Annotated in this window: 22 protein-coding genes and 2 pseudogenes; 11 read left to right on the forward strand and 13 right to left on the reverse strand. The window is 61.6% G+C overall.

The window, feature by feature from the left end; all coding sequences use genetic code 11:
• Positions 1-327 precede the first annotated feature (327 nt).
• The 4 genes from AC0V7N_RS17560 to AC0V7N_RS17575 all read left to right on the forward strand — a co-directional run bounded on the left by AC0V7N_RS17560 (position 328) and on the right by AC0V7N_RS17575 (position 2,192).
• Positions 328-849, forward strand: coding sequence for a DoxX family protein (locus tag AC0V7N_RS17560; protein ID WP_475459744.1), 522 nt, complete (start codon positions 328-330; stop codon positions 847-849).
• 126 nt (positions 850-975) lie between these two features.
• Positions 976-1,581, forward strand: coding sequence for a BA14K family protein (locus tag AC0V7N_RS17565; RefSeq protein WP_475459747.1), 606 nt, complete (start codon positions 976-978; stop codon positions 1,579-1,581).
• A 113-nt stretch (positions 1,582-1,694) separates the two neighbouring features.
• Positions 1,695-2,018: a DUF2934 domain-containing protein gene (locus AC0V7N_RS17570; protein WP_475459749.1), complete on the forward strand. Its 324-nt coding sequence runs from the start codon at positions 1,695-1,697 to the stop codon at positions 2,016-2,018.
• Between the two features lie 24 nt (positions 2,019-2,042).
• A complete protein-coding gene (locus tag AC0V7N_RS17575) occupies positions 2,043-2,192 on the forward strand; it encodes a hypothetical protein (protein WP_140708733.1) in 150 nt (49 codons plus the stop codon).
• Between the two features lie 39 nt (positions 2,193-2,231).
• Here the strand turns inward: AC0V7N_RS17575 and AC0V7N_RS17580 are convergent, their stop codons facing one another.
• The 6 genes and pseudogenes from AC0V7N_RS17580 to AC0V7N_RS17605 form a co-directional block, all read right to left on the reverse strand.
• Positions 2,232-2,666 carry a hypothetical protein gene (locus tag AC0V7N_RS17580; RefSeq protein WP_475459752.1) on the reverse strand — a complete coding sequence of 145 codons (435 nt, stop codon included), beginning with the start codon at positions 2,664-2,666 and terminating at the stop codon, positions 2,232-2,234.
• A 232-nt stretch (positions 2,667-2,898) separates the two neighbouring features.
• Positions 2,899-3,851, reverse strand: a pseudogene (locus AC0V7N_RS17585) (DMT family transporter).
• Positions 3,852-4,139: 288 nt separating this feature from the next.
• A complete protein-coding gene (locus AC0V7N_RS17590) occupies positions 4,140-4,805 on the reverse strand; it encodes a hypothetical protein (protein ID WP_475459755.1) in 666 nt (221 codons plus the stop codon).
• Positions 4,786-5,199, reverse strand: a complete 414-nt coding sequence (locus tag AC0V7N_RS17595) for a phage holin family protein (protein ID WP_475459757.1) — start codon at positions 5,197-5,199, stop codon at positions 4,786-4,788. Before AC0V7N_RS17595 ends, AC0V7N_RS17590 begins: the two co-directional genes overlap by 20 nt.
• 14 nt (positions 5,200-5,213) lie before the next feature.
• Complete coding sequence (locus tag AC0V7N_RS17600) at positions 5,214-5,738, reverse strand: hypothetical protein (protein ID WP_475459759.1); 525 nt, start codon at positions 5,736-5,738, stop codon at positions 5,214-5,216.
• A 264-nt stretch (positions 5,739-6,002) separates the two neighbouring features.
• Positions 6,003-6,443 carry a VOC family protein gene (locus AC0V7N_RS17605; RefSeq protein ID WP_475459761.1) on the reverse strand — a complete coding sequence of 147 codons (441 nt, stop codon included), beginning with the start codon at positions 6,441-6,443 and terminating at the stop codon, positions 6,003-6,005.
• A gap of 99 nt (positions 6,444-6,542) precedes the next feature.
• Here AC0V7N_RS17605 and AC0V7N_RS17610 point away from each other — a divergent pair.
• Both AC0V7N_RS17610 and AC0V7N_RS17615 read left to right on the forward strand, forming a co-directional pair.
• Positions 6,543-6,767: pseudogene (locus AC0V7N_RS17610) on the forward strand (hypothetical protein); the annotation flags it as partial.
• A gap of 52 nt (positions 6,768-6,819) precedes the next feature.
• Positions 6,820-7,272, forward strand: a complete 453-nt coding sequence (locus AC0V7N_RS17615; protein ID WP_475459763.1) for a hypothetical protein — start codon at positions 6,820-6,822, stop codon at positions 7,270-7,272.
• Between the two features lie 15 nt (positions 7,273-7,287).
• Here AC0V7N_RS17615 and AC0V7N_RS17620 read toward each other — a convergent pair whose 3' ends face one another.
• The 3 genes from AC0V7N_RS17620 to AC0V7N_RS17630 are packed head-to-tail and all read right to left on the reverse strand — an operon-like array spanning position 7,288 to position 9,828.
• Positions 7,288-8,796: a 3'-5' exonuclease gene (locus AC0V7N_RS17620; RefSeq protein WP_475459766.1), complete on the reverse strand. Its 1,509-nt coding sequence runs from the start codon at positions 8,794-8,796 to the stop codon at positions 7,288-7,290.
• A gap of 38 nt (positions 8,797-8,834) precedes the next feature.
• Positions 8,835-9,236, reverse strand: coding sequence for a UvrD-helicase domain-containing protein (locus AC0V7N_RS17625; RefSeq protein ID WP_475459769.1), 402 nt, complete (start codon positions 9,234-9,236; stop codon positions 8,835-8,837).
• A 43-nt stretch (positions 9,237-9,279) separates the two neighbouring features.
• Complete coding sequence (locus tag AC0V7N_RS17630; RefSeq protein WP_475459771.1) at positions 9,280-9,828, reverse strand: hypothetical protein; 549 nt, start codon at positions 9,826-9,828, stop codon at positions 9,280-9,282.
• A gap of 103 nt (positions 9,829-9,931) precedes the next feature.
• On the opposite strand from AC0V7N_RS17630, the gene AC0V7N_RS17635 reads away from it, so the two are divergent.
• The 4 genes from AC0V7N_RS17635 (at position 9,932) to minE (ending at position 12,461) form a co-directional block, all read left to right on the forward strand.
• On the forward strand, positions 9,932-10,387 hold the full coding sequence (locus AC0V7N_RS17635; RefSeq protein WP_475459774.1) for a hypothetical protein: 456 nt from the start codon (positions 9,932-9,934) through the stop codon (positions 10,385-10,387).
• A gap of 85 nt (positions 10,388-10,472) precedes the next feature.
• The gene (gene minC, locus AC0V7N_RS17640) at positions 10,473-11,303 is read left to right on the forward strand and encodes a septum site-determining protein MinC (protein ID WP_475459777.1); all 831 of its coding nucleotides are present in this window, start codon (positions 10,473-10,475) and stop codon (positions 11,301-11,303) included.
• A gap of 70 nt (positions 11,304-11,373) precedes the next feature.
• Positions 11,374-12,189, forward strand: coding sequence for a septum site-determining protein MinD (gene minD / locus AC0V7N_RS17645; protein WP_475459780.1), 816 nt, complete (start codon positions 11,374-11,376; stop codon positions 12,187-12,189).
• Positions 12,186-12,461 (forward strand): cell division topological specificity factor MinE, encoded by a 276-nt coding sequence (gene minE, locus AC0V7N_RS17650; RefSeq protein ID WP_095200674.1) that lies wholly within the window; start codon positions 12,186-12,188, stop codon positions 12,459-12,461. The genes minD and minE overlap by 4 nt, the downstream gene beginning before the upstream one ends.
• A 128-nt stretch (positions 12,462-12,589) precedes the next feature.
• On the opposite strand, the gene AC0V7N_RS17655 is transcribed toward minE, so the two are convergent.
• The 4 genes from AC0V7N_RS17655 to AC0V7N_RS17670 form a co-directional block, all read right to left on the reverse strand.
• Entirely contained in the window at positions 12,590-14,308 is a 1,719-nt protein-coding gene (locus AC0V7N_RS17655) for a caspase family protein (protein ID WP_475459784.1), read from the reverse strand.
• A 105-nt stretch (positions 14,309-14,413) separates the two neighbouring features.
• Complete coding sequence (locus tag AC0V7N_RS17660) at positions 14,414-14,995, reverse strand: DUF1353 domain-containing protein (RefSeq protein ID WP_475459786.1); 582 nt, start codon at positions 14,993-14,995, stop codon at positions 14,414-14,416.
• A 161-nt stretch (positions 14,996-15,156) separates the two neighbouring features.
• Entirely contained in the window at positions 15,157-16,398 is a 1,242-nt protein-coding gene (locus AC0V7N_RS17665) for an ATP-binding protein (protein WP_475459788.1), read from the reverse strand.
• On the reverse strand, positions 16,395-17,120 hold the full coding sequence (locus tag AC0V7N_RS17670; RefSeq protein ID WP_475459790.1) for a response regulator: 726 nt from the start codon (positions 17,118-17,120) through the stop codon (positions 16,395-16,397). Before AC0V7N_RS17670 ends, AC0V7N_RS17665 begins: the two co-directional genes overlap by 4 nt.
• Positions 17,121-17,375: 255 nt before the next feature.
• Between AC0V7N_RS17670 and AC0V7N_RS17675 the strand changes: the two genes are divergently transcribed.
• Complete coding sequence (locus AC0V7N_RS17675; RefSeq protein WP_475459793.1) at positions 17,376-18,089, forward strand: hypothetical protein; 714 nt, start codon at positions 17,376-17,378, stop codon at positions 18,087-18,089.
• Positions 18,090-18,153 lie beyond the last annotated feature (64 nt).

The following is an 18,153-nucleotide window of genomic DNA, read 5'->3' on the forward strand; positions in this document are numbered from 1 at the left end:
CCTCACCCGGATTGCCAAGACCGAATTGCCTGGAGCAATTCGGGGCAATCCGACCTCTCCCCGAGGGGAGAGGAGGTGGCCAGCGCTGGCGCTTTCCTCTTCTCCCCTCGGGGAGAAGGTGGACGCGAAGCGGCCGGATGAGGGGCCTTGGCGCTGACTCATCCCACCATGAATCGCAGCTCGGGCGCTCGTGGCTGGCGCCCATTGCCGGAGCCGGCGCCTCTCCCTCGAGCCGGCTCCGGCCTTTTCGAACTCACATCCGGCAAACGCCGCGCGCCCCACGGCGCGCACCGCGCTTGCCTGCGACCAAAAATTGGAGGCTGACCCATGACACCGAACCAAATCGCTGCGAAGCTCAACGGCCTCGCCACGAAATACCACATCAGGGACGTGACCCTGCTTGTCGGCCGCCTGCTTATGTCCTTCATCTTCCTGCATGAGGGCGTGACACTGGCCACCCATTTCGACGGCGCCGCCAAGGCGATGGCCGCGCAGGGCGTCGGCCTGCCGCTGTTTGTCGCCACCATCGCGCTGCAACTGGGGGCAGGGCTCTCGGTGGCGACGGGCGTGCTGACGCGGCTGGGCGCCATCGGCCTCGGCCTGTTCTGCCTGGCGACGGCCACGCTGTTCCACACCAACTTCGCCAGCCAGACCGAGCTCTTGAATTTCGAAAAGGATCTGGCGATATCAGGCGGCATGTTCGTGCTGGCCGTCGCCGGCGCCGGCCGGATCTCGCTGGATTGGCTGCTGGCCCGCACCCTCCAGAAGCGGCAGCGCGACAAGGAAATGGTCAAGGCATTGCTGGCCGTGGAGAACGAGTTCACTGGGGATGTGCGGTTGCCGGTTTGAGGCGCCGAGGCGGCCTGCCTTGCGCATCGGCATGCCGCTCCAGTCGCCGACCCTTGCCATATGCTCGCTTGTTGGAACCAGTCCGCACGCTCCGCATTCTATTAGCGAGGGCCCAAGGAGTGTGTGATGAAAGCGGTTTTGGCACTGGTCGGCGGCTTCGTGCTGACCCTAGCGGTCTTCGCCAGCGGGTTGGCTTTCGCTGCCTGGCTGATTGTCGCCAAGCCCGCGCATCAGGCAAGGCCCGCCGACAGTGTCTCGCAGCTTTGGACCAAGGACGCACAGCCCGTCGACAAGGCGGCGCAAGGCCTGGAGCGCGTGGCCGCCGCGCAGCCCGCGGTGCCCGACGCCGCCGCCAGGGTGCAGGCACCCGACCCGACCAATACAAGCGCCGTGGCGCCCGACGCGGGCGAGCAGCAGGCCAGGCTGCCACCTGCCCATGTCAGCTGGTGCGCCGACCGCTACCGCTCCTACAATCCCGACGACAACAGCTACAGGTCCTATAGCGGACAGCAGCGGCCCTGCGTGTCGCCCTATCTCGACACCGCCGCCGCCGATCAGTCCGCGCAGCCTGCCGAAGTCAGCTATGTCGAAAGCGGCGCCGCGCCCCTGGTTGCAACAGCGGACCTTTCGGACGACCACGTCCAATCCTGCTTCAGCCGCTACCGCTCATACCGTCCCGAAGACAACAGCTACCAGCCATATTCCGGTGGGCCGAGGCGCCAGTGCGAATAGGGGGCGCGGGCTGCTTCAAATCGCGTGCGATCCCTGGCCATTTCGATCACGCAAAATTTTTGGATCAAACCCACCGGCCCGGCGTTCATCCCTCACACAAGGGAGAAACCAACATGACCGACGACCGCAACGAAAAAATCCGTGACCGCGCCTACGCAATCTGGCAGCGCGAAGGCGGCGCCCATGGCGACCACGAACGCCACTGGCACCAGGCCGCGATGGAGATCGACCGGGAAGCCGCTTTGCCGCTGACCGCCGACGACGCCCTGCCGCAAACCCGCGAGATCGCCAGCACCGACGTGCTGGAAGTCGAAGCGCTGGCCGTGCGCACCGGCATATCGGGCGACGAGGCGCAGGACCTGATCGACCGCCTGGGCACCGACCGCGCCGCGACAGAGCAAGCCGCCCGCAGCCTCAAGGCCAGGCCGAAATCCTGATCGATCCTAACTGGGGAGAGCGAGATGATCCGCAAACTCAAGGACGGAAAATACCGGCTTTATTCGCGCAAGAAGGATGAGAAGACCGGGAAAAGGCGGAACCTGGGGACGTTTGATAACCGCGAGGCGGCGGAGAAGCATGAGCGCGAGGTGCAGTATTTCAAGCGGCATTGAGGTGTTCGATGCTTGCCTCTGCAGCGCCAGGCGTGCAACTCATCCCTTGGCCGGCTCTTCGTAGATGCCGATGATAAGGAGCCACGCGCCCGAAATGAGGAAGGCGAACAAAACGATGGTTCCAAGGGCCGCGATGTAGAGGCCTGCGCTGCGTCCGAGGACAAGTAGAATCGCGCCTGTGACTTCGGCAAGGTAACACATCGTGCCGCCCGCGAGCCGGGGCGCGGTCAGCCCGATGGAACTCATCCCCGACATGATGGCGACGACATACCCTCTGACAAAGATGAATGTCGCTATGAGCCACAGGAAAAGCCATTCGAGGCCGAGTGCCGGGAGATATTGACCGCCCAGAAGCGCAAGGCTGCATGCCATGAAAATCGCGCTGAAGCCCGACAACATGTTGATTGCCCGGTTCTTGTGCGTCGTGTTGCGGACAATGCGTTCGGGATTGATCGAGATCGCGACGAAGATCAACCCGGCAAGCCCCGCCGCGCCACCGCCCACCATGACGAAGAAATTAGTCCATTGATCCAACATGACTTGCCCCCTCAGGCCCGAGCTTCAGCCGGCTTGATGGAGCCTAGCATGGCTGCGTTCTCCAACTCCACGGGGCGAGACGGCCGATCGGCAGGGCTTTTGGGGGATAGGTCCGGGATCTTGCGGCCTGGCGGTCGGCCAAGCACCAACGGCCCTGCCGTCAAGATTTCTACGCCACGCGTGGTTGAGCTGGTTTGACCACGGTGGCGAGTACGATGCCGGCGACGATGAAGGCCGCGCCGACCAGATCGTAATCGTGCAAGCCCTCGCCGAGCAGCAGATAGGCGAGAATGGCGACGAACACCGTCTGCAGGTAGAGCAGCATGCTCGCCCGGCCGGCGCCGAGCGTTTCCACGCTTTTGTTGTAGAGATAGTACATCAAGGCGCCGCCGGGACCTGCCAGATAGGCGAGTGCCAGAATGCTGTGGACGTTCATGGCGGAGCGTTCGTCGTTGAACAATTCCCACAAATGGAAAGGCAAGGCGACCAGCGCACCGGCGCCGAGCAGCAGCACGACCATCGGCAGGAGTTCGATGCCGAATTTGGCACGGCGCAAAAGCATGGTGTAGAGGCCCCAGCAGAACGCGCTGCCGACGATCCACAGCTCGCCGGCATTGACCTTGAGTTGCAGCAGCGCCGTCAGGTTGCCGTGGGCAACGATGAAAATCATCCCGGCAAGCGCAACCAGCGCGCCAAGCGACTTCCACAGCCCGAGAGGCTCGCCAAGCACGAAACGGGCGAGCACCATCGTCATGACAGGCGACAGCGCCATGATAATGCCGGCGGTGGTGGCATCGGTGTCGTTGAGGCCATGGTAGATCATACCCTGGCACAGCGTGAGGCCGATCGCCCCCACGGCGACGACCTCCACGGCGCGCGTTCGCAAAAGCCCGATCATCGCGTCGTGATGACGTGCACAATCGGCAGCAGGATGGCGCAGGCAAGCGTCAGCCGCCAGAAGCAGAGCCCCCAGGGCGGCATTTCAGGCGCCACCCATTTGGCCGCGATATAGACACCAGCCGAAAGCAGCCAGCACAGGACGGCGGCCGGATAGCCGGCCAAGGAGGATATGGGGCCGGCCACGGGTTGCGCGGCCTGATGCGCTATCGGCATTGCCTGCATGTCATGCCTCCCCTTGGATGATTTTGGCCCGATCGGGGCAGGATAGCCTGCGTCGTTGGGTCGTGCATCCGTTTTGAAAGGGTGGGGCGCTCGGCCGCCTATATCCTCGATGGAGCGAGGAAGTTCTTTCCCGCCCTTCTGTACTGTGGACAGGCAAGTAGGCCGTCTTGAAGCGGCCATATCAAGACAATCAGTGTGTCGCCGCCCGCTCCTACGCGGATGGGCAGGCGTTCCGGCTTGGTGTCGAGCTGGCTGAACGCAAGAACTGCGCCTGACGCTGTCCGGCAATCACGCGTCGGGCGGATTGCGCACGCCTTCATTGCGGACAAAATAGTCGCTCGCCAACGCCAAGACAGCCAAGAAGGCGGCGCTATACCGGGCAAAGCCAAAGGACTCCGCCGCCGCAAGTTTAGCGCCGCGCTTATGCTCACTGACAAACTGGGCCGCCACGTCCCGGACTTCGTCGGCTGCCTTGCCGAACAGCGCCTGCTCTTTGGCTGTTGGCTGAAATGCCCGGCCGATGAGATGGCCGAGAAATAGCCCTCCTGCGGAGCCGGCTATGACCTTAGTTCGCTCCAGGTTTGACACGGCACTTCGCGGAAGTGCGTGGTAACGGCTTGGTCCAGCATCGGCATGCCCGCCGCTGGCAAGTGTTTCAATGTCCGCGCCCGCATGTCCGTCGGGGACATTGCCGCCAGCGCTTCTCCTTCCGGCATCGAAGACAGCAACGGCACCCAAAGCCACAGCGGCCGCGGTGCCACCATTCTCCTTGACGGCATCCGAGACGCCACCCAGGACCCCGATCACCTTCTGTTTGGCGTAGTCAGTGGAGGCTTGCACCACATGCCTGGGTTGGAGCCTGCGGCTCAACTCGCTGACCGGCGCAAACAGCGCTTGCCGTTCAGCGCGGCTTTGCACCAGGATATCGCGGATCTCATTGCTGGGTTGAGCCATAGCGTATGCCCTGCTTCAAGGCTGCGAGGTCTGTCCGCACCTGGTTGACGGTTTCTACGGGCGTGATGGTCCACCCGATCAGCGCGCGCCTGGCCAAATGAAGAGACAGCATTCCTGCGGCGATCAGAACGGCGCCGACGATCAGGCAGGCGAACATCGCGCCGACACCAAAATGGATCATCGCAAGGATGAGGAACTGAACCAGGGCGAATGCTGCCAGGACAAAGAACATGGCGGCAGCCACGCCGCATGCGCCCGACGACACGATCGTCGTGGTCTTGGCCCGCATTTCCGCTTCGAGCAGACGAAGGTCGAGGCGCATCAACGAAGCGAATTGGCTTACCGCTTCGCTGAGCACGCTCCCGAATGGCCGGTGATCCATTCCGTCATCCATGCGCGTGATCCTTCTCAGGACCGATCGGAGCTTCGCATGATCCGCGTCAGCACCACGCCGGCGAGGATGCCGACGCCGAAAAAGGCGGCCGGCTGGCGTTGCGCGAACTTGGTGACGGAATCGAGCAATTCGCCGACATTGCGGTCCCTGATATCGGTCGAGATCCGCTCGACGCCTTCGGCAGCATTGCGCACCATGCTTGCAACCTGAGGCGATTGCTTCTCGATGCCGTCGGCCGCGTCCTTCACGGAATGGGCGATGTTGGCGATCGCATCGGCGCCTGCGGTCTTGTTGGACTCGACGGCGTCCTTGAAGGCGCCGGCGGCATTGGATGCCACAGACCCGGCATAGTCCCTGGCATCGCTCGAAACTGAAGCCGCGGCATCTTTCAGATGCGCGGCGGTTTCTGCCGCACTCGTCTTCAACTTGCCGAGCGCTTCCTTGCTGTCGCCGGCACGTTCAGTGCCCGCATTGCCCTGCCAGCCGTTCTCGTTGGCGATTCCTGATCCCGAAAGGTTGTCTGTATCTAAGGTGTTCACGGCGAGTCACTCCTGTGTTGATAGGAGTTGAACTTCGCCATCAACAAGCGGTTCCGGCAGCTAGCAAAAATCCCTGAGCTGATCGGAATCTCGGCACAAATAAGCTGCGTGTGGCAGGGTACCCTGCCACACGCAACGAAGTGCTCCCGGCGCTGCAATCTCAAGCAGTACGCCTAAAGCGGAGGGTCGGCTCTCGGCCCCTGTCAAGACAATCAGCTTGTCGCGGTGCGAACGCAGCTGGTGTTTAGCCGCACCTCCAATTCTCTAAGACTGCAGGCTGCGCCCTTCCTCCGCCTTGTCGCCAGAAGGCATTGCGGAAAAATCCATCCACATCGCGCCCACGGCATGGCCATCGGGATCGGCGGGGTCGCGTGTATACATGAAGCCATGATCCTCGATCGGATTGATGTCGGCTGTGCCACCGTTCGCGGCAGCAGCCGTGGCCATCGCATCGACCGCCTCGCGGCTGTCCAGCGACAGCGCCAGCATGACCTCGCTGGACGTTGATGGCGGGATGGGGCGAGTGGTCATGGTCTGCCATTTTTCTCGGCTGAGCAGCATGAAATTGATGTGGTCGCTCCACACCATCCCCGCGGCCGTCTCGCTGGTGAACCCGGGATTGTTCTTGAACCCGAGAGCTTCATAGAACGCCATGGATGCCTTCACGTCGCTCACCGGCAGGCTCACGAAAATCTTCTTGCTCATCGATCATTCCTTTGGTTGTCGAGATGGCAGTCCAGGCGCCTGCTTTAAGACGGTTGACCGCGCGTAGATCCGACACTGCGTTTCAACTTTTTTTGCGGGCGCCACTGGGCCGCGATGGAGATCGACCGGGAAGCCGCCCTGCCGCTGACGGCCGACGACGCCTTGCCGCAGACGCTAATCGACCGCCTGGGCACACGCGCAGCTACCGAGCTAGCCGCGCGTGGGCTGAAGGCGAAGGGTAGGGCGATGGCTGAGCCCTCGAAGGACCATGCCATCCAACCAGACGCTCCTGGCGAAGAACTCACGTATTTTCTCCGCTGGTAGCTTCGTCACAGTTGCATATTGCCGCCGATAGTCGTGAAGGATAATCTGCATCGTGGCAACGCGCGATGAAGTCTATGCCAAATTCGGCATAACGGCAGAAGCAGCGCAACTCTTGGAGACAGAGTTGGGTACGCTTCTTCTATGTGCAAATGGCCTTCAAAATGGCTGGCATGTTACTCCCGATCGCAAGGGTGCCCAGGCGGTTTTTGACGACATAGACCGCAGCACGTTGGGTCGGATACTTACCACCCTCAAAAAGCATGTTGGCCTAGATGACAGACTAGAAGATCGCTTCGCATCGGCGCTGAAGGCTCGGAATCGTCTAAACCACGGCTTCTTTGAAAGGCACAACTTCCGCATCCAGACAGACGAAGGACGCGATGTGATGCTCGCCGACCTTGAGAAGTTACACGATGAACTCTTCAACGCGTGGCAGGTTGCTAGCGCTATGACGACAATCTCAGCGCAGGTCCTCGAAGAGGCACGTCTCGGAAAGGATGCCTAGATTGCGGTCGCTAGATCAGCCGGCGATCGGCTGCGGCGCCGCTGGACCTAACTCAGCAATAAACTGGCTGGCGTGTAGTGTCGCAAGGCCATACTGCATTTGGGCTGGCGTGATCCCCGCGGCAAGCGCGGATGCGACCGACATGCTTTTGGAATATGCCAGGATCAGCGTACCCGGCTTACCTGCGTTGGGTGCTGCCTTGACGCGGGTAATGCCGACGTAAAACAACCGCCGTTGCTCCTCCATCTCTAGGGCTTGTTGAGCGGCAGGAAGGGTGTTGTTGGGCCGTTTTGGCAGCAGTCCTTGAACGCAGCCCGCAATGATCGTGACCGGGGCGCTAAGGCCCTTGCTCTTATGCAAACTCATGATTCTCACGTCTTCGATTTCCGAAGGGATATCCGGCTGATTGATCGCCTCTTGAAGGCGCGCCAAGAACTCGTCTCCAACATCCTCACTTTCGACTTCGCCTTCCACTTCCATTTCCGCAAGAACATCCAACGACAGTTGCCTTATGTCGCGGGTCGCGATTTGCCCTTGTGGAAATAGCTGGTTGACGATGGCAGTAAAGTCAGGAAGTGCTTCTAAGGCGTTGAATTCGGCCACGAGGTCATTAAAGGCGACGACGATTCCGCCGGTGTGCGGCAAAGTCAGCTCACCTCCCGCGATTTGCTCCAACGCTTGCCACGGTGTTTGGCCGGATGCCTCGCAATGGTCGCGCACACGCCGGTAGCCAGCCGCGTGCCAATTATTCCCATCAATGCCGACCAGCCATCGCAGAGCCACTCGGTCGTCTCGGTTGACAAGGAGCTTTAGCTTCGCAAACGCGCGGCGGGCTTCTGCTGCGTTAATCTCTGCCTCTGCATAGTAGGAGCGAACCGGAATTTGTTGGGCTACAAGTGCCTCATAGATCGGTGTTCCGATCACACCCCGCTGCGCAAGCACCAAGATGTCGCCGGGAGGCGTGCCGCCGGCAACCATTTCAGCAATGATGTTTGCGATACCATTCACCTCATGGGCTAGCGAAGGGTATTGAATGATCCTGACATCTCCCGGCCCGTTTGCCGGCATGGCGACAAGCGCGCGTGGCACTGGCCTGATTTGGTTGTGGCCGATTAGGCTGTTAGCTATTTGAACTACGCGCGTCGGGCAACGCCGACAGTCATCTAGACCAAGATCGTCCGCGCCAGCGTTTACAACAAGCCACTCTCGTATGCCGTCCGGATGTGCGTGCTTGAAGCTGTAAATTGATTGATCGTCGTCGCCCACGATGCAGACATGCGCCTGATCTGAAAGAAGCTCGATTACGGACTGCTCTGCTCTGTTTAAGTCCTGATACTCATCAACCAGTATGTGTTGGAACTCGCTTCGTTCCTGAGCAGCCGGATTGTTTCGTAGGTATTGATATAGCTGAGGGATCACCTCACCAATCAACATCGCACGATGGAAATGCAGCCAGCTTAGCAAATCCTGTTGGAACGCTGCGTCCTCCGCATTGAGCACATACCCCGGCTGTTCATGCTGCAATCGAGCCCATGCCGCTTCGTAGGCTTGCTTTAGCTTCTTTACCGCAATCTGCCTCCATGCGCGGCCATGAGGTCGCAGATGAGAGGTTCCAATTCAAAGTCATTAAGAGGCCTGGGCACTCGGCCAGTTGCGCCAAGCACGTGATTTCGCATCAGCATGCGCATAGCAAGGCTATGAAGGGTAACTCCCGTTATACCGTCGCTGCCCTCCACATCCATGCTGATCAGTTCACGATGGAGGTCTTCCGCCGCGACGCGGGTAAATGTGACTGGCAGAATCACGGCAGGCTGTATTCCCTGCTCCAGGAGGCGAGCCACGCGTCGTTTCATAGCGAACGACTTCCCAGTGCCCGGACCCGCTACCACCCGTACCCGAGGATTCGTTGAAGATGCGATTTGATACGCAGGACTCTCTAGCGCCAATCCATCAGACCAAGGCATTTTTTCCCCCAAACTTCCCCGCGCCAGATCGGGGCAACGAAAGCTAGTCTATCGGTGGTTCGATTTTGAACTCGTCGTGAAGTCGAGCAACATGGTCTTGGAATCGTTTGCTGCTCATCCCGAGTCTGTCGCGTGTTGGAGCAAGCTCGGCGTGAAGTTCTCGGTCGAGAGTTTCGAACAGCTCACCATCTTGATGCAGTTCAGCGATCATCTTGTCGCGGCCTGTGCGGTTCGCGAACACAACTGCTCGCTCCCTAAAATAGTGATGACCCAGGAAATCCCTTCGTTTTTTCGCCTCTCGAAGTCTCTCTTTCAAGCCGTCGCTGATAACAGGTAATGCACAGACCCTTTTGATCAAATTTCCCAATGTCTGGGCGTGCTGATTCTCCATAAAGCGATCAAATTCGGCCTCATAGCTTGATCGGTTAAACGATGCTCCCTGATCTACCAAATACTGTTCACGAACCCGATTTAGGAAATCTATCTGCATCAGCGCGAGCGCTATTCCGGTCTCCAGGACGCCCGCCTCATAGTATGCTCTGCCAAAATAGGCAAAGACCTCTTTGACATGTTCCCCTTCATCATACGCCATTTGTCGGTCGATCGATTTTCGCCTAGTGTGGCACAGGAAACATCAGTACTTCGAGCATGCGTAGCGCCACTAGGTCTTCGGCGGCCCACAGCGCCCCTTGAGAATGGCAATCTCGGCTTCATGGTCGCCACCCGACATCGACGCCACCGGCACACCAATCAGAAACACCCCCAGCGCATCACCGGTCGCAGCCTTGTTCTGCTGGTTGGATATGACGGCGAGGCGCTCTCTGTCAGCCTGTGTGCAGGGGCCGGAATTTGGAATTCCCGAAATCCTCTCTGGCGGTGTGGCGCAGCCTGCTAGGCCGGCCAACACCGATATTGTCAAAACAGCACGTTTCACTATTCCCCCACTTTTCAATAAACCCACCCGCCGGCACCATTACGTGGTGCATGAATTTGCACAAGTATTGGGCATCGCGTTACACACGACTATTTTTGACAACAGGCGCTGGCCATTCGTCGCACTTGCGGTTTTTATGGCAGTCGCGTTGAGGCTGCCGAATGCGCAGCCAGCTCACTTGCTGCACAAGTCGGCAGGGCTGTGTCAGGAACCTTAATTCCAACGCTCCCCACCCACCCTCATTAACCATTCGTTAACCATCCTCCCGCTAGCGTTTACCTCTCAGTAAGGATTCGCCAGCCGTGACCTTTGCCGCTCCTCTCGAGGCCAAATCCATTCGCTTTCGTGCCCGTTCTTTCGTCGCTTTCACATTGACCCCGGAAGCGCCCATGGCGGAGTGGCTGCAGGGGCTGGATCACTGGATCGGCAACTCGCCGGGCTATTTTGCCGGGCGGCCGGTGCTGCTGGATTTGAATGTGCTGAAGCCCGCACTGAGCGAGATCGCCGCACTTGTGACGGAGCTTGGTACGCGCGGCATTCGCATCTATGCCATCGAGCTTGAAGGGGCCTCGCTCGGCCCCGACCTGCCGCCTTTGCTGGTCGGCGCCAAGGAGGCGACGACGGATGGGCTGCTGCCGGGCCGCAAGGCTGGGCAAGAGGGTTCCGGCACGTCGGACAGCAAGGCCGAGGGCAGGGCGCCGGACCATCGCATGGACGCGCGGGCCGACGCTGGCAGCGTTGCGAAGGGCAAGGCTGGCGCAAGCAAGACCGGGGAAAGCGAGCCGCAGGTTTCGCATTACGATTCGGGCACGCTGATGATCAAGGCGCCGATCCGTTCCGGCCAGGCGATCATGCATGCGCATGGCGATGTCATCGTGCTCGGCTCGGTCGCGTCCGGTTCGGAGATCGTCGCCGCCGGCTCGATCCATGTCTATGGCACGCTGCGCGGGCGCGCTTCGGCGGGTGCGCTGGGCAACACCAGCGCGCGCATCTTCTGCCGCCGCAACGAGGCCGAGCTTTTGTCGGTCGACGGCTGGTACATCACCGCCGAGGAGATGGAAGGGGTGTCGCGCGGAAAACCGGTGCAGGCCTTCCTCGACGGCGACGGCCTGCGCGTCGAGACTTTGAGCTGACGGCCAACTGACTAAGGCCGGCAAGCCGGCCCGGGACAATAAACTGATAACAACGACGGAGGCTTTTTTCATGGGCAAGGTAGTGGTGGTCACTTCGGGCAAGGGGGGCGTCGGCAAGACCACCTCGACGGCGGCACTGGGTGCTGCCGTGGCCAAGACCGGCAAGAAGGTGGCGCTGGTCGATTTCGACGTCGGCCTCAGGAATCTCGACCTGATCATGGGCGCGGAACGCCGCGTCGTGTTCGACCTCGTCAACGTCATCCAGGGCACCGCAAAACTGTCGCAGGCGCTGATCCGCGACAAGCGGGTCGACACGCTGTTCCTGCTGCCGGCCTCGCAGACGCGCGACAAGGATGCGCTGACCGAAGAGGGCGTCGGCGAAGTCATCGACAAGCTGCGCTCGGTGTTCGACTACGTGTTCTGCGACAGCCCGGCCGGCATCGAGCGCGGCGCGCAGCTCGCCATGCGCTTTGCCGACGAGGCGGTCATCGTCACCAATCCGGAAGTGTCTTCGGTACGCGATTCCGACCGCATCATCGGCCTGCTCGACGCCCGCACCATGCGCGCCGAACAGGGCGAGCAGATCGCCAAGCACGTGCTGGTCACCCGCTATGACGCGGGGCGGGCCGCGCGGGGTGAAATGCTCAGCATCGACGATGTCCTGGAAATCCTGTCGGTGCCGCTGCTCGGCATCATCCCCGAGAGCCAGGATGTGCTGCGCGCCTCCAACCTCGGTTCGCCGGTGACGCTGTCGGAGCCGCTCAACACGGCGGCCAAGGCCTATCTCGACGCCGCAAGGCGGCTGGAAGGCGAGGACCTGCCTGTCGTCGTCCCCTTCGAGCGCAAGGGTTTCCTCGACCGTCTGTTGGGAAGGAGGGCGGCATGAACGTGTTGTTCGACCTCTTCAAGCGGCGCTCCAGCGCGCCGGTGGCGCGCGAGCGGCTGCAAGTGCTGCTCGCCTATGAGCGCCGCAACCGCAACCAGCCCGACCTCGTCTCCATCCTGCGCGAGGAGATCATGGCGGTGATCGCCAAGCATGTGCAGATCGACCAGGATTACCTGCAGGTCTCGATGGACCGCGGCGAGACCATGTCGACGCTGGAGATCGACATCCAGATCCCCAACAAGAGCGCGGTGCCGATGGCGATCGCGGGGTGAGTTAGCAGGACTTGGGTTTCCTCTCCCCCACGTTCGTGGGGCGAGGAACCCAAGTTCTGAGATGACAGCGCCAAGCCCCCACCTGACCCGCGGTCCCCTGCCGTGGGGAGCCTGCATCGGCCGCCTGCCTAGATCACCGGTCGGGCAGACCACTTTTCTGTCAGCACTATGGCCGCGCCGATGACGATGCCCAGGATCAATCCAACCGGAAGTCCGTAGGCCGCGCCCCCGCTGATCATGATCACCGGGTCGTCGAAGTTCTGTTCCAGCTTATGTATGATAAACTGCACGATGCCGAATACGTAAAGCGGCCCGAACACGACGATGGCCGCGAGACCGCCGCACAGCATGGCCGCAAGCGCGGCCAGCGCGCTCGCTCCCAGGCGCTTGGCGTTCAGCCGCTCGAAATCGAAGTTCACAATCGAAAAGATGACGATCGAAGCCCCTATGATGGAGCCGGGAAGAAGATATTCCGGCGTCACTTCCGGCCGGTCCATGCTGCCGAAATAGCCCATGAGGAACGGCGCCGTGATCACCCCGGTGAGCATGCCGCCGCAAGCCGCCCCAAGCAGGATCTGCGCTTGCCTGGGGTGCTGAACAAGCTTCAGCCGGCGGCTCGACCATTTTATCCGGGTGAAGAAAATACAGGTGGTGCCGAGCAGGCAAGCGATGAACGCCGCGGCAATTGCCATCTCCATGGTCAGGATTCCGAGTGACACCGGTGGGATCCAGGTGTTGCCCTGATCGTACTCACGGAACCAGGATATGTAGTAGGGCACGCTGATCCACAGCGCGGCAAGCTGCGCACCCAAATAGCCGCCAACGCCTCCTTTTTGCAGGCTGAGGAGGAGATGGCCGCGGACTGTCTTCTCTTCGCTGTCGGTATATTGGAAATTTCCGCGAAGGCGTGAATACACGCTTTGCATGCCGAACAGCAGAATGGTCAGCGAGATCAATGGCAGCGCGGCAGCCGCTGCCATCTGTTTCCAACTGGCGCCATATGTGGTGAGCACCAGCGAGTATGGGATCAAGGAAAGCAGAAGGCCGACCAGCGCCATGATGTTTCCCAGAAAGAGAAGAAGCGATCCAGGGTTGAAGAAGAACGGAAACAAAAGAGAGGAATTATCCCATGTTCGCTGCTTGGCTTTTGTTATCGAAAGGACTTCCTGGCGGACACGAGCCATAAGGTTGGGAAGAGGCAGGTCGACCGCGTCCATGTTGTTGACGAGCGCCTGGGTGAATGGGCTCAGGTGCCCCTTGCCGTCATAGGCAAAGCCGCCAGGCCTGGCCGCGAAAGCAATAAAGGTGTTCTTGTTCAAATCCGCGGTCATGCCCCCCAACCCAGAGACGGTGGCCACATCGCCTCCCGGCGTTGGAGAGGCTCCGCCGACAAACAGGGTCCTCGCTTCATCGATGTTGGCCAGCCCCTTGGATCCGATAATCCTTTGGGCACTGGGGTTGTTCCGGCAGGCATCGAGAAGGATCAGTGTGACATCGCTGGACATCTCATCGATAAGCGGCTGGACCGGAATCAGGTGCGAAGCCAGTTGCCCGCCCTGTTTGTCGAAGTCGACCGGCACGACGTAGTTCTGGTCGTTGATCTGTACGCCGTGGCCGGAGAAATAGAACAGTCCGACCGATGCCCGCTCTGCCTCGAGTCTTTTGATGAAATCAGCGACCGTGGATTGCATATCGGCCAGTGTAGCGTCTGGACGCGTGGTCACGTTGAACTTCAATTCGGTAAGCCTGGCCGACATTGCCTTGGCGTCGTTGCAAGGGTTTGCCAGTGCCATGTCCCCGCTGTAGGCAGCATTGCCCACAACCAGCGCATACTTTCCTCCAGCCATCGTCTTTCCCCTCGATAGATGACCCCAGGCTTACGTCTCTTGGATTAAATCTGACTCCGCAGCTTCTTCATGTTTGATCGTGACCGTTCTGAATGGGGTTCGGGATTATTCGTCAGGCGCAAATACATCAGGCTGCTTTTTCCATTCCTCCCAGCTGATCTTCATATCGGTCGGAAATTTCTTCAGGACCCGCTTCTCGCCCTTGGCTTTCGCCGCTGCATTGGCTTCCCAGGCGCCTTCCCCGCCCGCCCTGACGCCACCATAGACGGCCATGATCTTGGCCGTCGCGACGTCCAAATCCACCATGGCGCTCTTCAAGACGTCGTCAGCGTCTTTGCGCTCGCAGGGCTGAAACCAATAGAGATAATCGTGAATGATTGCGGGATAGCTGTATTCGGCTGTCTTCGGCAGGAATGTCCACAATAGGGACGGCGTGCTGGCCAGATCCGTAACGAAACCGACAGGGACACTCACTGTGCGGGCAGGACTGGTGTCGGAGCGCCACCCCACAATGTCCTTGGTGTAGTAGTAGTTCCAATCAGAAAACGCCACGATCGCTGCCGGAGGCCCCATAAGTCTCGGCTTTCCGTCAGGTGTCGGCCTTGGATCTGGCTCAGGATCTGGTCCAAGCGCCACGCGCATGAAATCCTGTAGCCCGGTACTCGCAGCATCTTTCGTCTTGGTCATGATGTCCACAACCGTATTCGCCAGACGGGAATGTCTGTCGGATATTTAGCTTGGTGTCATATATAAGCACAATCGAATTAAGCACGAAATAGGTACGTGCATTTTTACTTGGACATGCCTTCAACGACCTCGGGCCGCTGAGGCGCACGTGGTCCACCCCCTCACACCGCCGCGAACACCACCGTCTGCGCCAGCCCGCCACCCCTGCGGTTCTCCAGCGTCACCGTTCCGCCGTAGCGCTCGATGATTTCCTTGGCGATGGCGAGGCCCAGCCCCGCGCCGGGGATGAATTGCTGGCGGCCGGGGTCGACGCGGAAGAAGGGCTCGAAGGCCTTGTTGATGAGGTCGGGCGGGATGCCCGGGCCGTTGTCGGAAATGGTCAGCACGGCGCGTCGGTCGTCTAAGGCGAGGTCGATGCTGCAGGCCTTGCCGTGGGTGGCGGCGTTGACGATCAGGTTGCGCAGCGCCCGGCGCAGGCCGAGCGCGCCGGCGCGCACCGAAACCTTGTCGAGATGGCCGATCGAGACGGCATGGCCGAGCGCGACCATCTCGGCTTCGATATCCCCGACCATCTTGCGCAGGTCCAGCGGCTCGACGGCATCCTGGTTGACCTCCTCGCGCACCAGGCGGATGGCGCTGTCGGCGATGCGGTCGAGCTCGTCGAGGTCGTGAAGCCATTTGTCGCGGTCTTCGTCGAGGAATTCGGCGCGCAGGCGCATGCGCGTCATCGGCGTGCGCAGGTCATGGCCGGCGGCGGCCACCAGCCGCATGCGGCTTTCCATGGCGGTGCGCAGCCGCGACGACAGCTGGTTCAACGCATGCGCCGTCGCCTTGACCTCGGCCGAGCCCACTTCTGGCACCGCCGCCAGCACGCCGTCCGAGCCGATCTTGGAGACGGCGGCCTCCAGCATTTCGAGCGGCCGGATCAGCACCGATGTGAAATAGACCGAGACGGCGGTGGCGCCGGCCACGATCAGCGAGATCCAGCCGGCCAGGACCAGCCATTCGCGCCCTGGCGGCTTGAGGTGCGGCACCTCAGTGATCGCCCAGCGCCTGTCGGGCATTTGCACCGAGGCGGTCTGGCCGGCTTCGTCGGGTTTCTCGCTGATGATCGCCAAAAGGTCGAGGCCGCGGTGTTGCAGGATGTCGTTGAGCATTTCCGTTTCCGCACGGGCGACCTTGCCGGCGGCCGGATGGTCTGAGAATTGCACCCGCAGCACGTCCGGGATCGGCCCCGGCAGCAGCCGCACCACGAGCTCCATCTGCTGGGCAATCCAGGGCACGGTCAGCTCCGGCGGCGGCCCGCCGCCGCGCACGCTGATGACGGCGGCCGTCGCCAGGCCGACGACGCCGACGATCGAAAGGACCAGCAGCAGGATGAGGCGCCGGCGCAGCGAGTTCACGCCTGCGCCTCCACCGCCTCGACGCGCGCGGTCAGCTGGTAGCCGCCATTGCGCACCGTCTTGAACAGCGGTCCATCGCCGGTATCGGAGAACTTGCGGCGCAGCCGGCTCATCAGCACGTCGACCGAGCGTTCGAGCGGATCGCGCTCGCGGCCTTGCGTAAGATCAAGCAGCTGGTCGCGCGACAGCAGCCGGCCGGGGCGGTCGAGGAACACCTGCAACAGGTCGAACTCGGCGCCGGTGAGGTCGACGAGCTCGCCCCGCGCATCCATCACCTTGCGGGTGTCCGGCTCCAGCCGGTAGCTGGCGAAGCGGTAAGTGCGCGCGCGGGGGGTGGGCGCCTCTTCCGGTACGGCGCGCCGCAGCACGGCGCGGATGCGGGCGGTGAGTTCGCGCGGGTTGAAGGGCTTGCCGAGATAGTCGTCGGCGCCGAGCTCCAGGCCGATGATGCGGTCGACATCTTCCTTCAGCGCCGTCAGCAGAATGACGGGGACATGCGGCTTGCGATCGCGCAAGGCACGGCAGATGTCGAGCCCCGAACCGTCGGGCAGCATGACGTCGAGCACGACGAGGTCGAACTGGCCAGCACCCAGCTTCTGCTCGCATTCGCGCCGGTCCGCCGCCACCGAGACGCGAAAACCCTGGCCGTCGAGGTAGCGGCCGAGCAGCGTCCTGATCTCGCGGTCGTCGTCAACGACGAGGATATGGGGTTGTGACTGCATAATGCGTGCCTTTGCCCGTGATTATGGGGCCCGTGATTATAAGGGCCCGTGAAAATTGGGGCTTGCGCTGATTATAGGGAGAGCGCGCGCCAGCGGCATGGAAAATTGCAACGCAATGTTTCCAACGGGCCGCGAGAAACGTTCGGAAACAAATTGCCGCTTTGCGGAAACCTTCGGCAACATGCCGACGCGAAGCAGACAAACAGGCTTCCTATCCTCATGGCCGTCCGATGCATGAGAGAAAGGAACACCGTCATGCGAAGCAGACTTCTTGCGCTCGGCCTGTTTTCCGTCGCCGCAATCCACCCCGTGCTGGCGGCTCAGCCCGACCCCGGGGCCGCGCCCGGCGAGCCGCCGGTCATCGCTCAGGATGGAACTGACCATGGCCCGATGCCCTGGTTCGGCCAGAATGGGCCGCATGGGCCGATGCGGTCTGGTCCGCACGGTTGGGGTCCGCAGGGTTTTGGCCCCGAAGGCTTCGGCCCGCACCGCATGGGACCGCCGCCGGAATTCATGCTGGCCGCCCGGCTGGCGGCGCTGGAAACGCGCGTCGGCATCCGCAGTGAACAGCTCGATGCCTGGCGCGACTATACCAGCGCATTGCAGGCGGTGCTTGCGCCACCACGGCATGATCGTGGTCCCGGCGGCACCGGTGGTCCCGGCCCCGGTGAGCCAGAGGCCAAGGGCCCTGATGCGGGTCCTGGCGGCAAACCCGATCCCTTCGCCTTCCAGGAAAGGCTCGCCGACGAGGTCACGGCGCGCGCGGCTTCGGCCGCCAAGCTGAAAGATGCGATCGCCGAGCTGCGCACCAAGCTCACGCCCGAACAGCTCGAAATCCTGGCTTCGGCGGAACGCCCCCACGGACCACCCCCCGGTCCCTGGGGCGGCCCGCCGGAAGATGCAGCCGGACCTGGAGGTCCGCCCGACCAGGGCGGACAGCTTCCGCCACCCCAGCCCGGGAATGGCTGACAACTCCGTCCGGTTGCGCCGGCCGGCCCGGTGTCCAACCCGTTCTCGGGCCGGCCGGTTTTGT

It is taken from the genome of Mesorhizobium kamtschaticum (genome assembly GCF_056174585.1).

Coding starts and splice junctions, on each gene's coding strand:
- AC0V7N_RS17560 (WP_475459744.1), top strand. CDS start 328: ATGACACCGAACCAAATCGCTGCGAAGCTCAACGGCCTCGCCACGAAA.
- AC0V7N_RS17565 (WP_475459747.1), top strand. CDS start 976: ATGAAAGCGGTTTTGGCACTGGTCGGCGGCTTCGTGCTGACCCTAGCG.
- AC0V7N_RS17570 (WP_475459749.1), top strand. CDS start 1,695: ATGACCGACGACCGCAACGAAAAAATCCGTGACCGCGCCTACGCAATC.
- AC0V7N_RS17575 (WP_140708733.1), top strand. CDS start 2,043: ATGATCCGCAAACTCAAGGACGGAAAATACCGGCTTTATTCGCGCAAG.
- AC0V7N_RS17590 (WP_475459755.1), bottom strand. CDS start 4,805: ATGGCTCAACCCAGCAATGAGATCCGCGATATCCTGGTGCAAAGCCGC.
- AC0V7N_RS17595 (WP_475459757.1), bottom strand. CDS start 5,199: ATGGATGACGGAATGGATCACCGGCCATTCGGGAGCGTGCTCAGCGAA.
- AC0V7N_RS17605 (WP_475459761.1), bottom strand. CDS start 6,443: ATGAGCAAGAAGATTTTCGTGAGCCTGCCGGTGAGCGACGTGAAGGCA.
- AC0V7N_RS17625 (WP_475459769.1), bottom strand. CDS start 9,236: ATGCCTTGGTCTGATGGATTGGCGCTAGAGAGTCCTGCGTATCAAATC.
- AC0V7N_RS17630 (WP_475459771.1), bottom strand. CDS start 9,828: ATGGCGTATGATGAAGGGGAACATGTCAAAGAGGTCTTTGCCTATTTT.
- AC0V7N_RS17635 (WP_475459774.1), top strand. CDS start 9,932: ATGGCAATCTCGGCTTCATGGTCGCCACCCGACATCGACGCCACCGGC.
- minD (WP_475459780.1), top strand. CDS start 11,374: ATGGGCAAGGTAGTGGTGGTCACTTCGGGCAAGGGGGGCGTCGGCAAG.
- minE (WP_095200674.1), top strand. CDS start 12,186: ATGAACGTGTTGTTCGACCTCTTCAAGCGGCGCTCCAGCGCGCCGGTG.
- AC0V7N_RS17655 (WP_475459784.1), bottom strand. CDS start 14,308: ATGGCTGGAGGAAAGTATGCGCTGGTTGTGGGCAATGCTGCCTACAGC.
- AC0V7N_RS17660 (WP_475459786.1), bottom strand. CDS start 14,995: ATGACCAAGACGAAAGATGCTGCGAGTACCGGGCTACAGGATTTCATG.
- AC0V7N_RS17670 (WP_475459790.1), bottom strand. CDS start 17,120: ATGCAGTCACAACCCCATATCCTCGTCGTTGACGACGACCGCGAGATC.
- AC0V7N_RS17675 (WP_475459793.1), top strand. CDS start 17,376: ATGCGAAGCAGACTTCTTGCGCTCGGCCTGTTTTCCGTCGCCGCAATC.